Source organism: Picosynechococcus sp. PCC 8807 (genome assembly GCF_001693295.1).
Classification (GTDB): Bacteria; Cyanobacteriota; Cyanobacteriia; order Cyanobacteriales; family MRBY01; genus MRBY01.
The window spans coordinates 379,572-392,205 of record NZ_CP016483.1 but is presented as its reverse complement, the minus strand read 5'-3'; the positions used below and the strand labels follow the sequence as shown (position 1 = coordinate 392,205).

Sequence of the window (12,634 nt, the reverse complement as noted above, 5' to 3'; positions counted from 1 at the left end):
CTACCATTTTATTCACTTAAAACAAGCGCAAATCGATAAAAATCAATGGGCATTACACCGCAGGAATATCAGCAGCGTCGCCAAGCATTCATGGCCGAAATTGGTCAGGGAACCGCCATCCTACGCAGTGCGCCCCATGCGGTGATGCATAACGATGTGGAATATAATTTTCGCCAAGATAGCGATTTTTATTATTTAACGGGTTTCAATGAGCCCAATGCGGTGGCTGTGTTCGCTCCCCACCACCCAGAACATCAATTTATTCTGTTTGTGCAACCCAAGGATTTGGCCCAGGAAATTTGGGTCGGCTACCGGGCCGGAGTCGAAGGGGCCAAGGAAAAATTTGGCGCGGATATCACCTACTCAATTCAAGAATTAGACGAAAAACTGCCGGAATATCTCAAGGGCGGCGATCGCCTTTTTTATCACCTGGGCCGGGACGAAAAATTCAACCAAACCATCCTGCAACACTACCAACGTCTCCTGGCAACCCGCTCGAAGCGCGGTACAGGCCCCACTGCCCTTGAAGATCCGGGGCAAATTTTACATCAGATGCGCATGGTCAAAAGCCCAGCGGAACTAGACCTCATGCGTCGGGCCACAGCCATTTCTGCCAAAGCTCACCTCTGGGCACTGGAATATGCGAGACCTGGACTCTACGAATACCAAGTCCAAGCCGAAATCGAACACCTTTTCCGCCTCGAAGGGGCTGCCGGCTTTGCCTATCCTTCCATTGTTGCCGGGGGGGCCAATGCCTGTATTTTGCACTACGTTGAAAATAGTGCCCAACTCCAGGACAACGAATTACTCCTGATCGATGCAGGGGCTTGCTATGACTACTACAACGGCGACATTACCCGCACCTTCCCCATTGGTGGCCAATTTACCCCGGAACAAAAAACCCTCTACGAAATTGTCCTCGAAGCACAAAAACAAGCCATTGCAGCCGTCCAACCCGGACATTCCTACCAAAGTTCCCATGCTGCTGCCGTGCGGGTCATCACCCAGGGGTTACTAGATTTGGGATTACTCCGGGGCGATCTCGAAGAATTGATCGAAGGGGAGAAATATAAGCCTTTCTTTATGCATGGCACGGGCCACTGGTTGGGGTTAGATGTCCATGACGCAGGGATTTACAAAATTGGCCCGGAAAAGGATGCTTGGACGAATTTTGCGGCGGGCAATATTGTCACCGTTGAACCGGGGATTTACATTTCCCCCTACATTGAACCAGCCGAAGGTCAGCCAGAAATTCCCGACCACTGGAAGGGCATTGGCATTCGTATCGAGGACGATGTGCTGGTTACAGAAACGGGCCATGAGGTTTTGACGGCGGCTGTCCCCAAGGAAATTAAAGATTTAGAGCGCTAGGGAGGCATTTTCGAGATGCACCATGATTTACTCAGCTTTGGGCTATTTTTTCTGGGTCTAACGGTCTATCTATTTTGGTCGGCGAAAACGGAAATGGGCACTAAAATCGGTCAAAAAATAAAAGGCGATCGCCGCTAATGGGCCTTGAGGCGTTGCGGCCATTGTGGCCATGGCTCAGAAATCGTAACAAATTTCTGGTTAAGCCTTGATCTTGCCAAAATTCCAGAATAAAGTAGCCCAAGGGTTGTACAGACTTGACACATCCATGGCGATTTTCTGTCTGTGCCCTGCAACCTTCCAGCCTAGAGAAATTGACTATGGAACTCGAATATCCAGATGACCTCCGCTATTTAGATAGCCACGAATATATTCGCCTCGATGGGGAAATTGCCACCATTGGCTTGAGTGCTCATGCCATCGATGAATTGGGGGATATTGTGTTCCTAGAGTTACCAGAGGAAGGGGATGCAATTGTTGTGGGCGAAACCTTTGGCAGCATTGAATCAGTCAAGGCTGTCGAGGATCTTTACGCGCCGATTTCTGGCACTGTCATTGACCGTAATGAGACGTTGATCCAATCCCCAGAGATGGTTTCCGAAGACCCCTACGAAGAAGGGTGGTTTATCAAAGTGCGAGTCGATAACCTCGACGATGAAATGCTCGCCGAAACGATGACCGCCGAAGAATACCGGCTTCAGGTAGCAGGCGAAGAATAGGATTGGGTGGCAGCTTGGGTTTGGGGCTTTTGGGTCTGGGCCGATTTCGCCAGATAAATTCCCCCAAGCACCCCGCAAAAAGCGATCGCATTGGTCGGCGTTAACGTCTCACCCAAGAGGCCCCAGGCAAATACCGCCGTAATGATTGGCTCCAAAAGGAGAAAAATCGCCACAAAGCCAGACGAAAACGTTTTGAGACTATAGACCACTAGCCCCTGGCCAAAACACTGACACAGAATTGCTAAACCAATGGCGGCTCCCCATACTGGCAAGGACTGGGGAAACAGATGGTCTTCGGTGAGCCACACAAAAGGCAACAGTAACAGACAACCGAAACCGCAGCGCCAGAGCAAAATTTGACTGGCCCCCAGGCGATCGCGCAGGTTTTCTACCAAGAGCAAATTCACGCCATAACAAAGGGCTGACAGCAGAGCCAGCAGATCCCCGGTCAAATGCTGCCAGGCCAACTGGAAATCCGTCACCCCAATGGCGATCGCCCCCCCCATAGCGACCACCAGACCCCAGAGAAAGCGTCGGTCAAAACTTTGGCGTAACCATAACCAAGCCCCCAGGGTCGTGAACAGTGGCGTCAAATTGCGTAAAACCGTCGAATTCGCCACACTTGTCTCGGCGAGGGAGAGCGCCCACAGCACCACAGAGCTCGAAGAAACCGCCCCCACCAAAAGCAACAAAGCATAATCTTTGCCGGTGATCCGTGGGGCGATCGCCGTAACGTTGCGATCATTCGCCCTGGGTTTTAACAGCTCCCACAAGCCCAAAACCACTGTCGCCAACCACAACCGATTAAAAACCGTGGCTCCGGCCCCTAGTTCCGTACTGCACCAACGGATAAAAATCGCCGCAAACGATACTGCCAGCAACGCCAAAATGAGCAAAAATAAAGTCCATTGCAAGGGCGACTGGGTTGATGAATCAGGGGAAACTGGGTCATGGGGAGTCGCCGCATCGGCGGTCAGAGAGTCTTGGGGAACAGGGGAAGGAGAGATCACAGCAAAATCACGTTGAAAATCTAAAAAATTGAATTAAATATTTAACCTTAACCAAATCTACAGTAGAAAACGATCAGTCCTCCCTTTGTCTGGGAAACGCAGCCAATCATCGGCAGACCCCTCACCCAGCGAAAAGAAGCGATTCGCCCTAAGAAAATCCCAGAAAGTTGCTATCAAAATGAGAATTAAGTTAAATTTAGTTAAGACATCGTCATAAAAATGCCAATTTATAGGCAAAGCCCCTAAGCAACGCTTTCTTTTTATATTGCTAACAAGCGCGGAAACCTTTGCTTCGTGGTGCGCCCCTAGGGATTGCAAAGATGAGTAGCCCAGTGTTGCTTCTCGCCGCATCCATTTATTGAATCAAACATAACAAAGATTAACCCATGAAACCATCTTGGAAAACCGTTGTCCTCTGGGCACTTCCCCTACTCGTGATCGGCTTTTTTGTCTGGCAGGGAGCCTTTTCGGCAAATCCCTCCAACCTCGTTGGTAATAGCGCCAACATCCGCATGAGCTATGGCCGCTTCCTTGAGTATTTAGATGCTGGCCGGGTAACAAGTGTTGATCTCTACGAAGGGGGCCGCACAGCGATCATTGAAGCGGTTGACCCAGAACTCGATAACCGTGTGCAACAAATCCGGGTTGATTTACCGGGCAATTCTCCTGAGCTGATTAGTAAGCTCCGGGACGCCAAGGTAGATTTCGATTCTCACCCTGTCAGCAACAATGGCGCTGTATGGGGCATTCTCGGCAATCTGATCTTCCCAATCCTGTTAATCTCGGCGCTATTCTTCCTCTTCCGTCGCTCCAGCAATATGCCCGGTGGCCCTGGCCAAGCGATGAACTTCGGCAAGTCTAAAGCTAAGTTCATGATGGAAGCCCAAACGGGCATCATGTTCGATGACGTTGCTGGCATCGAAGAAGCAAAAGAAGAACTCCAAGAAGTTGTCACTTTCCTGAAACAGCCGGAAAAATTCACTGCAGTGGGGGCACGAATTCCTAAAGGGGTTCTCCTCGTTGGCCCTCCCGGAACTGGTAAAACCCTCCTCGCCAAGGCGATCGCCGGTGAAGCGGGCGTACCTTTCTTCAGTATTTCTGGTTCTGAATTTGTCGAAATGTTCGTTGGGGTCGGTGCGTCCCGTGTCCGTGACCTCTTCAAAAAAGCCAAAGAAAATGCGCCTTGTCTGATCTTTATCGATGAAATTGACGCCGTTGGTCGTCAACGGGGTGCAGGCATCGGTGGCGGTAACGACGAGCGGGAACAAACCTTGAACCAGCTTCTAACGGAAATGGATGGTTTCGAGGGTAATACTGGCATCATCATCATTGCCGCAACCAACCGTCCCGACGTGCTAGATTCCGCCTTGATGCGTCCTGGTCGTTTTGACCGCCAGGTGACAGTGGATACCCCCGACATCAAAGGTCGTTTGAGTATCCTCGAAGTCCATGCTCGCAACAAAAAACTAGCGGATGAAATTTCCCTTGATGTGATCGCCCGCCGGACGCCTGGTTTTAGTGGTGCTGATCTCGCTAACCTCTTGAACGAAGCGGCAATTCTCACAGCCCGTCGCCGTAAAGAAGCGATCACCATGGCGGAAATTGATGACGCCGTAGACCGAGTGATCGCTGGGATGGAAGGGACACCCCTCGTTGACAGCAAGAGTAAGCGTCTGATTGCCTACCATGAAGTAGGCCATGCGATTGTCGGCACCCTACTCAAGGATCATGATCCGGTGCAGAAAGTAACGCTTATTCCCCGTGGCCAAGCCCAAGGTTTAACCTGGTTCACCCCTAACGAGGAACAGGGTTTAACGACGAAAGCGCAACTAATGGCCCGCATTGCTGGTGCCCTCGGAGGCCGTGCCGCCGAAGAAGAAATCTTTGGCCACGATGAAGTGACTACCGGCGCTGGGGGTGATCTCCAACAGGTCAGCGGTATGGCCCGCCAAATGGTGACCCGCTTTGGGATGAGTGATCTTGGCCCGTTGTCTCTAGAAAGCCAACAGGGTGAAGTTTTCCTCGGTGGTGGCTTTATGAACCGCTCGGAATATTCTGAAGAAGTTGCTTCGCGCATTGATGAGCAAATTCGGGTTATCGCCGAAGAAGCCCACCGTCTCGCCCGCAAGTTGGTACGCGATAACCGGGAAGTCATTGATCGTCTCGTAGATCTGCTGATCGAACGAGAAACTATCGATGGAGAAGAGTTTCGGCAGATTGTAGCGGAATACACAACCGTTCCCGAAAAGGAGCAGTTTGTGCCACAACTCTAAACTCACAATTTGAGATTAATCTAAGGATCAGGGGGAGCCAGTCACTGACTTGTTCCCTCTTTTCTTGGGTCAACTTTTTGGGGCGATCGCCCTTTCCTTTATAATGAGTGGCAATGTTTTTATTAGGACTACATCAGATGGCTGCCATTATTCCTTTTGCGGGTTATATCGTCGTTTTCACTGGTATTGCCCTTGCTGGCTTCCTTGGTCTACGGGCCGCAAACATTATCTAGGGAATTGATTTTTAGCGCGATATTTCGTTAGAAACTCATTCTAAAAAACTGCCCCAGGAGAAATCATTGACATGAAAAATCCGAGGCAGTTTTTGTTGCTTATTCAGTTAAAAACGAATGCTATGGTTAAGCAGAAAAAATTCAAAAATAAGTCCCTTTAATTACGATAAAACCTAGTTAAGATGGTGCTTTGCTTCGTCGGCCACTGCCACTTGTTCATCCTGGGCTAGGGTTTCTAGGAAGGGCTTAACTTCTTCACCCCCCAGCCGTCCTAGGGATTGGGCCAAGCGATAACGCACTTGCCAATCGGGATCAGCAATAAAGGGAGTTAATAGTTCAATGGCGCGGCGATCGCCTAGATCTCCGAGGGCACTGATCGCGCTGGTGCGCACCAATTCTGTTTCTGATTTGAGGGCTTCTTTGAGTAAATCGAAGGCATTAGGATTGCCCAATTCACCGAGGGCTGCCACGATACTGAATTGCAACAACCACTCCGAGGTGGAATGGTACACCTGGGCCAAATCATCATAGGCTTCGGCAATTTTTAAGCCGGCGATCGCATCGGCTGCTGCTGCCTTGACATCCAATTCCGAATCGTTAAAAAGGGCATGGCGGAGTAGTGCTAAAGCCTCTGTTTCAAAGCCTTGGCCCACCGCATCCATTTGACTGACCGCCGCATAACGTACCCGTGCTTCGGGATCACTCAGGAGGGGCTGAATCAGGGGAAACGCATCCTGGGACGAAAAAGCCCGGAGCTGATTTAAGCCGGAAATGCGATCGCCAAAGCTATCGGAAGAAAGCAATTGTCGGACGGATTCGAGGGAAGCCATGAAGATGTTTTACCAAATGAAACAATGGAATTTAAGAGGCCTGGGCCATTGCTCGAATAATATCACCTTGGGTAATGATCCCAATGACTTTTTCGCTGTCTGGGGCAATGACGGGCAAACGACCCACGTGTTTCTCATGCATTAAGTGAGCCGCTTCCCGGACAATTTTTTCGGGGTGAATCGTGTAAACTTTTTTGCTCATGACTTCCCCCACCGTTTGGCCGAGGGCCTTGTGAATCTCAGCGTCATGCTTGGCGGGATTTTGCAGATAAATCACACTATCCAACAACATGATGTAGGGGGGCGTATCTACCCCTGTTTCTTGCCAGGTGAGGTCACTGTCTGAAATGATCCCCACCAATTTACCCTGACCATCAACAACGGGAAGGGCGCTAATTTTTTTCTCCACAAGGAGGGCGATCGCCGTTTGGAGCGAATCATCTGCTTTGACCACGGCGGGATCGGGGGTCATGACTTCGGCAACGGTTTTGGTAATCATGATGCCAGCTTAGGGGATTTTTAGGATTTTCTGTCTTTATTTTAGGAAAATCTCGCTTTATTGTGGGGTTCTCGTAGTAGATCGTTACTTCGAGGCCGATTCAAGCTGGATAGATTCAGCCATGGCCGCTTCTAAATCGGCAATCAACTGATCCAGATCGGGGCCATGGGTTTGCCAACAGGTTTCAGGGCTGGGGTCAGCTTGGTAATACACCAGTTTCACCTGCCCATCACCAATGCAGAGGATAATTACATCCTGCTCAAAGTCTGCCCCTGCAATGATCCCCAGGATTTCCTGGAGACGACCCCCCACCCGTCGATTGAGGGTCTGGAGGGTTTCTGGGGAGCAGGGCACAAAATGGGGCTGGGGTTTGAGGTCAATGCCGAGGATCGTGCCGTCGTGGTGCCATTCCTGCTGGAGCCCCCAGGCGAGGGCCGTCAGTTGGGAGCGGTAGTCTTGGACGAACCAATCCACGTGCGATCGCCATTTTTCCCTGGGTTGCGGGCCTTGATTGTCGAAGGAGGAAAACATGAACTCAAACCCAATATCAGTAACTATTAATCGTTGGCAAGGATGACCGTAGCTATTGTAGCCCGAGGACTTCCCCTTGACCTGCGACCACCGTACCCACTTGCCAAGCCGCGATCCCCTGGGCCTTAAACCAAGCAACATTTTCCGCCGCTTTGGGGGCCGGCACAATTACCACATAGCCCACCCCCATATTGAAGGTGTCCCACATGGCTGCTTGGGGGACATCGCCCATGGTTTGCAGCCACTGGAAGAGGGTGGGGATTTCCCAGGTGCTCGGATCAATGGCCATGGATTGATTGGCTTGGAGACACCGGGGCAGATTTTCGGGGAGACCGCCCCCGGTGATGTGGGCCATACCGTGGATTTCCATCTTGGCCTTGAGGGCACCTTGGATCGCCTGGACATAGATTTGGGTGGGCGTAAGGAAGACTTCACCGAGGGTTTTGCCCTGAAATGCTGCGGGCTTGTCGTCCCAGGACAATTGATTCATTTCGATGATTTTCCGCACTAAGGAAAAACCATTGCTGTGGACACCGCTACTGGGTAAGGCGATCGCCACATCGCCGACCTGCACTTGGGAGCCGTCTAAAATTTCGCTCTTTTCAACGATCCCCACACAGAAGCCCGCAAGATCATATTCCCCTGCTTGGTAAAACCCAGGCATCTCCGCTGTTTCGCCCCCCAGAAGCGCACAACCACTCTGCTTACACCCTTCAACAATTCCGGCGACCACCTGGGCCAGTTGTTCAGGTTCGAGCTTGCCCGTTGCTAAATAGTCGAGGAAAAAGAGCGGTTCGGCCCCAGAGGTGAGGATATCGTTGACACACATTGCCACCAAATCAATGCCGACGGTGTGGTGCTGATCGGTCTGGTGGGCGATTTTGAGCTTTGTGCCCACCCCATCCGTACCGGAAATCAACACCGGTTGACGATAGCCAGCGGGAATTTCAAAGCAGCCACCAAACCCTCCGAGGCCACCCAGTACCCCCGGTCGGTATGTGCTTTCGACGTTATCCTTGATGGTTTTGACGAAGGAACGCCCTGCTTCGATATCTACTCCTGCTTGTTGGTAGTCCATGCGATAAAAATTCTTTATGAATTGGTCAAGGGAAATTGTCGAGTCTGACAAAACTCGAAAAGCAGATTTTACCGTGCTTTAACTTTATTCGTTGCCATTTATTTTGACCTGAAACCCCATTTTCGACTCTGTGTATACGGATGTGAAGCCGAAAAAGCCTGTGTTACTGTATGTCGGCTTAAGAAATGTAACGTGATCACAACGTTCTGACTTAGGTGTGGGTAAGCGCATTTTTTGGATGCAACGGCCCCTTTGACCAAAGGAAACCCTCTACTGTCAATTGTTTTTGGTGAGGCATGGTTTTCGGCGGTAGTTGAATTCAATTTTTTTTCATGACCTTAAAACGTAAACATTTGCTCGCTTTGTCTGCTGTTTTTACGACCTTTGCTCCCTTGAGCTTGACCGCAGCACCAACCCTAGCAAATACGGATACGTCTCCTCGTGTTCTGGCCCGTACTCAAGTGACCGCTGCGGCAGAACGTTTAGAACCAATTGCGACGTTGTTTTCCTATCCCCACGAAGAACGGACTGCTACCACCCTCTACGTCAACCAACTCCCCGTTCTCACGTTTCTCAATTCTGGTGATGCCGCTGATGATGAGGCCCAGGCGATCGCCCAAAAAGTTTCCCAAGAATTAAATACCCTCGTTGCCCAAGCGGACTTTGATGCCACGAAATTTTCTGCAAGTTGGCAGGCCGCAGGCAAATATGACTTGCTCTATGACAATGCACCCTTGATCACCCTAGATGATTCGGTTTTCCTCGCGGATCGGACAGGCAATGAGACCCAGGATGCTCTGATTGCGGTGAATCGCTTCCGGCGGATCCTCGGTGGTGCTGAACCCATGGCGGCGATCGCCAATGCCCCCAAGGCAAAAAATGTGGCGGGCGCTGGCCTGAAGGTACAACGCACCATGCAAGGCCGGGCCTCTTGGTATGGGCCAGGATTCCATGGCCGACGCACGGCGAGCGGTGAACCGTTTAATCAATATGCGATGACTGCCGCCCACAAAAGCCTACCCTTTGGCACAAAGGTGCGGGTAACAAATGTCCGCAATGGTCGCTCTGTGGTGGTGCGCATCAATGACCGTGGCCCCTTCACCCCTGGTCGCATTATCGATTTGTCCAAGGGTTCGGCCCAGCAGATTGGTTTAGTCAGTGCTGGCGTGGCTACGGTAAAGTTAGAGGTTCTGAACTAACGTCTCCATCCCTTAGCCGATGAAAGTTGTACGCACCCTTGCTGGATTACAAACGGCGATCGCCCAGGTTGCTCCGAGGCAAAAAATTGGTTTTGTCCCCACGATGGGGGCGCTCCACCGAGGCCATGGCAGTTTGATCCAACGGGCAAGGAGAGAAACAGACTTTGTGGTGGTGAGTATCTTCGTTAATCCTCTGCAGTTTGGGGCCAACGAAGATCTTGACCACTATCCCCGGCAATGGGAAGGCGATCGCCAATTTTGTGACGACTTGGGGGTAGACCTCATCTTTGCCCCCACAGTAGCCGAAATGTATCCGGGGCCAGAACCAGTGCAGATCTTGCCTCCCCAATCAATGACGACTGGGCTTTGTGGTCGCTTTCGTCCAGGCCATTTTACGGGGATGGCGACGGTAGTGGTGAAACTGTTGCAATTGGTACGGCCAGCGATCGCCTATTTCGGTGAAAAGGACGCCCAACAACTGGCGATTATTAAACGGCTGGTGCAGGATTTGCATCTACCCGTCACTGTCCGGGGTTGCCCCATCATCCGGGAGACATCAGGGTTAGCGCTCAGTTCCCGTAATCAATATTTATCTACTGCCGAAAAAGCCGAGGCGATCGCCCTTTCCCAAGCCCTCCAAACTGCCCAAGTGCTATTTCAAACGGGGGAACGGCACGCAGGTCGGCTCATTGCGGCAGCCAAAGAAACCCTGGCTAAATTTCCGGGGGTACAACTGCAATATTTAGAATTAGTCGATCCAGAAACCCTGATGCCCCAGCCCCAGGTGCAAAAATCTGGTTTACTGGCGATCGCCACCTATGTCGGTCAAACCCGTTTGATTGATAACACCATGCTAAAAACCCGTCAGCCGATTATTGCCATTGATGGCCCCGCCGGAGCCGGTAAATCTACCGTTACCCGCCAAGTGGCCGAGCAGCTCAAGCTTCTCTTTCTAGATACCGGGGCAATGTACCGGGCGATCGCCTATCTTGTTTTAGAAAACAATATCAATCCCCAGGATGAAGTGGCCGTTGCTGAACTCGTCAGTACCGCCACCATTACCTTAGTGCCCCCCAAGGCGCCCACAGAACCCATTACCGTGCTGGCGAATAACCTTGATGTGACCCAGGCAATCCGCACGCCGGCTGTGACAAAACACGTATCCGTTATCGCCGCCCAAGCCGCTGTCCGCCAAGCCCTAGTGAAGCAGCAGCAACGCCTCGGCGAAAATGGGGGCCTCGTGGCAGAGGGGCGCGATATCGGTACCCATGTGTTTCCCGATGCCGAACTCAAGATTTTCTTGACTGCCACCCCTGCCGAGCGGGCCAGACGCCGCGCCAAGGATCTCGTTGCCCAGGGAGAAACCAACATTGACCTAGGACAACTAGAGGCAGAAATCACCGAACGCGATCGCCTTGATAGTACCCGCGCCATCGCTCCTTTGACCAAGGCTCCCGACGCGGTGGAATTAATTACCGATAACCTCAGCATTGAGGCGGTGGTCGCTAAAATTATTCATTTATATAAAGGTATAAATCAGGCCTAAATATTATTCGGGTGAAGCGGCGTTGGCGATCGCCCATTCCACCTGTCGTAAAATCCCCCGTAACATCGCCACCTCGCGACTACTGGGGCTGGCACGGTGGTACAAATCACGAAATGTTTCCATCCGTGAGGCGCTGGTGTGGGGATACAGAAATCCCACCTGCAACAACACCCGCTCTAGGTGCTGGTAATAGCCCTCTAATTCACTGAGATCGGCCAGATCTGGGACTGCTGTGGCTGTTTCTCTTGGGGCAAAAGTGGGTTTTTCGGTGGCTAAACTGCGCAATTCGTAGCCACAAACAGCGACCGCCTGGGCCAAATTGAGGGACGTATATGCATCCCCCGTGGGAATGCAGACCAGCCTTTGGGCTTGGTTTAATTCGCCATTGCTCAAGCCGTGGTCTTCTCGCCCGAAAATTAGCGCACTGGGTTGATCGTCTTCTAAAAACCAAGGCAAAGCTGCCTTGGGGGTTTCCACGGGCATCGGTAAACTGCGCTGGAGTCCAGTGGTGGCGATCGCCTTTTTACAACCCGTCAAGGCCGTTGCTAAATCAGGCACAACCACCGCCCGTTCGAGAAATTCCCGCCCATGGACGGCCATCAGGTAGGCATCCTGGCCCAAATGGTTACAATGGGGATTGACTAAAAACAATTGCCCCAGGCCCATATTTTTCATCACCCGGGCAATGGAGCCAAGATTTAGGGCCCCTGCAGGTTCTACAATCACAATCCGAATATGCGTCAAACTCGCCAAGCTATTTTCTCCGTCGCCGTGCAACTCCCCATTGTGCCGTGGGCGTGACCCCAAAAAAACCCTGGCGATCGCCAAATCTCATTCTGATTCCATCGGCTCAATATTTGGGTCATGGTTACCTCACCCATTGGCGATCGCCCCCCAAGATCCTTTTAAGTTGACCGCAAGATAATTTACAATCTGTAATGTTGCCATCGTGCCCCGCAAGGATTTTAATATTCTTTGCTGTAGCAAAATATTCAGTTTTCCCAAGACTGGAGCGGCAGCTTATACGAACCAAGCGCTTGACCCAAACTAACGGGATACAAGCCCCGTTCTTCCAGGACGGCTTTATTGTAAAATCTAGCCACAGTCGCCATAGGGCATTAGGAGACTTTAAACGGACATGGAGGGATGGTAAGACCACTTGTGGCACAACCCAGCGAAGTGTCAAGAATCACTGCTCCTTTAGGACGGTGAGTATGTCAAACTTACAATACAAATTAGTCCCTTAACGACTCACCATAAACCACATCGGTTTTAGATTGGCTCAAACAAGACCGAGACGTTTTCAGTTGTACGTCTAATTGCACCGAGTGATCACCCTAGTAAAAAT

At 51.3% G+C, this 12,634-nt stretch carries 14 protein-coding genes; 8 read left to right on the top strand and 6 right to left on the bottom strand.

Translation table 11 applies throughout. The features are described from left to right. The first annotated feature begins 45 nt into the window (after nucleotides 1–45). From AWQ24_RS01860 to gcvH, 3 genes are all read left to right on the top strand, one after another. Nucleotides 46–1,371, top strand: coding sequence for an aminopeptidase P N-terminal domain-containing protein (locus tag AWQ24_RS01860; protein WP_065715836.1), 1,326 nt, complete (start codon nucleotides 46–48; stop codon nucleotides 1,369–1,371). A 15-nt stretch (nucleotides 1,372–1,386) separates the two neighbouring features. Next, nucleotides 1,387–1,509 (top strand): hypothetical protein, encoded by a 123-nt coding sequence (locus AWQ24_RS16630; protein WP_257784384.1) that lies wholly within the window; start codon nucleotides 1,387–1,389, stop codon nucleotides 1,507–1,509. A 179-nt stretch (nucleotides 1,510–1,688) separates the two neighbouring features. Then, nucleotides 1,689–2,087 (top strand): glycine cleavage system protein GcvH, encoded by a 399-nt coding sequence (gene gcvH, locus AWQ24_RS01855; RefSeq protein WP_030006127.1) that lies wholly within the window; start codon nucleotides 1,689–1,691, stop codon nucleotides 2,085–2,087. Here gcvH and AWQ24_RS01850 read toward each other — a convergent pair. Then, nucleotides 2,066–3,097, bottom strand: coding sequence for a DMT family transporter (locus AWQ24_RS01850; protein WP_065715835.1), 1,032 nt, complete (start codon nucleotides 3,095–3,097; stop codon nucleotides 2,066–2,068). The two genes, gcvH and AWQ24_RS01850, sit on opposite strands and share 22 nt — an antisense overlap. Nucleotides 3,098–3,483: 386 nt before the next feature. Between AWQ24_RS01850 and ftsH2 the strand changes: the two genes are divergently transcribed. Further along, on the top strand, nucleotides 3,484–5,370 hold the full coding sequence (gene ftsH2 / locus AWQ24_RS01840) for an ATP-dependent zinc metalloprotease FtsH2 (protein ID WP_065715833.1): 1,887 nt from the start codon (nucleotides 3,484–3,486) through the stop codon (nucleotides 5,368–5,370). A gap of 137 nt (nucleotides 5,371–5,507) precedes the next feature. Continuing rightward, a complete protein-coding gene (gene petL, locus AWQ24_RS16690; protein ID WP_099240448.1) occupies nucleotides 5,508–5,603 on the top strand; it encodes a cytochrome b6-f complex subunit PetL in 96 nt (31 codons plus the stop codon). Nucleotides 5,604–5,776: 173 nt separating this feature from the next. Here the strand turns inward: petL and nblB are convergent, their stop codons facing one another. From nblB to purM, 4 genes are all read right to left on the bottom strand, one after another. Beyond that, the gene (gene nblB / locus AWQ24_RS01835) at nucleotides 5,777–6,433 is read right to left on the bottom strand and encodes a phycobilisome degradation protein NblB (RefSeq protein ID WP_062431990.1); all 657 of its coding nucleotides are present in this window, start codon (nucleotides 6,431–6,433) and stop codon (nucleotides 5,777–5,779) included. Nucleotides 6,434–6,464: 31 nt separating this feature from the next. Further along, complete coding sequence (locus AWQ24_RS01830) at nucleotides 6,465–6,929, bottom strand: CBS domain-containing protein (protein WP_030006122.1); 465 nt, start codon at nucleotides 6,927–6,929, stop codon at nucleotides 6,465–6,467. A gap of 87 nt (nucleotides 6,930–7,016) precedes the next feature. After that, the gene (locus tag AWQ24_RS01825; protein WP_012305980.1) at nucleotides 7,017–7,463 is read right to left on the bottom strand and encodes a hypothetical protein; all 447 of its coding nucleotides are present in this window, start codon (nucleotides 7,461–7,463) and stop codon (nucleotides 7,017–7,019) included. A 52-nt stretch (nucleotides 7,464–7,515) separates the two neighbouring features. Further along, nucleotides 7,516–8,541 (bottom strand): phosphoribosylformylglycinamidine cyclo-ligase, encoded by a 1,026-nt coding sequence (gene purM / locus AWQ24_RS01820; RefSeq protein WP_012305979.1) that lies wholly within the window; start codon nucleotides 8,539–8,541, stop codon nucleotides 7,516–7,518. Nucleotides 8,542–8,873: 332 nt separating this feature from the next. On the opposite strand from purM, the gene AWQ24_RS01815 reads away from it, so the two are divergent. Both AWQ24_RS01815 and AWQ24_RS01810 read left to right on the top strand, forming a co-directional pair. Then, nucleotides 8,874–9,740, top strand: coding sequence for a septal ring lytic transglycosylase RlpA family protein (locus AWQ24_RS01815; protein ID WP_030006119.1), 867 nt, complete (start codon nucleotides 8,874–8,876; stop codon nucleotides 9,738–9,740). A 19-nt stretch (nucleotides 9,741–9,759) separates the two neighbouring features. Continuing rightward, complete coding sequence (locus AWQ24_RS01810) at nucleotides 9,760–11,286, top strand: bifunctional pantoate--beta-alanine ligase/(d)CMP kinase (RefSeq protein WP_065715832.1); 1,527 nt, start codon at nucleotides 9,760–9,762, stop codon at nucleotides 11,284–11,286. A 3-nt stretch (nucleotides 11,287–11,289) separates the two neighbouring features. Here AWQ24_RS01810 and AWQ24_RS01805 read toward each other — a convergent pair whose 3' ends face one another. Next, nucleotides 11,290–12,039, bottom strand: coding sequence for an RNA methyltransferase (locus AWQ24_RS01805; protein ID WP_083993472.1), 750 nt, complete (start codon nucleotides 12,037–12,039; stop codon nucleotides 11,290–11,292). Nucleotides 12,040–12,077: 38 nt separating this feature from the next. On the opposite strand from AWQ24_RS01805, the gene AWQ24_RS16625 reads away from it, so the two are divergent. Next, the gene (locus AWQ24_RS16625; protein ID WP_254903474.1) at nucleotides 12,078–12,200 is read left to right on the top strand and encodes a hypothetical protein; all 123 of its coding nucleotides are present in this window, start codon (nucleotides 12,078–12,080) and stop codon (nucleotides 12,198–12,200) included. The last annotated feature ends 434 nt before the right edge of the window (nucleotides 12,201–12,634 follow it).

Excerpts from the sequence above, each read along its gene's own strand:
- AWQ24_RS01860 (WP_065715836.1), top strand. The coding sequence starts at position 46 with ATGGGCATTACACCGCAGGAATATCAGCAGCGTCGCCAAGCATTCATG.
- AWQ24_RS16630 (WP_257784384.1), top strand. The coding sequence starts at position 1,387 with ATGCACCATGATTTACTCAGCTTTGGGCTATTTTTTCTGGGTCTAACG.
- gcvH (WP_030006127.1), top strand. The coding sequence starts at position 1,689 with ATGGAACTCGAATATCCAGATGACCTCCGCTATTTAGATAGCCACGAA.
- ftsH2 (WP_065715833.1), top strand. The coding sequence starts at position 3,484 with ATGAAACCATCTTGGAAAACCGTTGTCCTCTGGGCACTTCCCCTACTC.
- petL (WP_099240448.1), top strand. The coding sequence starts at position 5,508 with ATGGCTGCCATTATTCCTTTTGCGGGTTATATCGTCGTTTTCACTGGT.
- nblB (WP_062431990.1), bottom strand. The coding sequence starts at position 6,433 with ATGGCTTCCCTCGAATCCGTCCGACAATTGCTTTCTTCCGATAGCTTT.
- AWQ24_RS01825 (WP_012305980.1), bottom strand. The coding sequence starts at position 7,463 with ATGTTTTCCTCCTTCGACAATCAAGGCCCGCAACCCAGGGAAAAATGG.
- purM (WP_012305979.1), bottom strand. The coding sequence starts at position 8,541 with ATGGACTACCAACAAGCAGGAGTAGATATCGAAGCAGGGCGTTCCTTC.
- AWQ24_RS01815 (WP_030006119.1), top strand. The coding sequence starts at position 8,874 with ATGACCTTAAAACGTAAACATTTGCTCGCTTTGTCTGCTGTTTTTACG.
- AWQ24_RS01810 (WP_065715832.1), top strand. The coding sequence starts at position 9,760 with ATGAAAGTTGTACGCACCCTTGCTGGATTACAAACGGCGATCGCCCAG.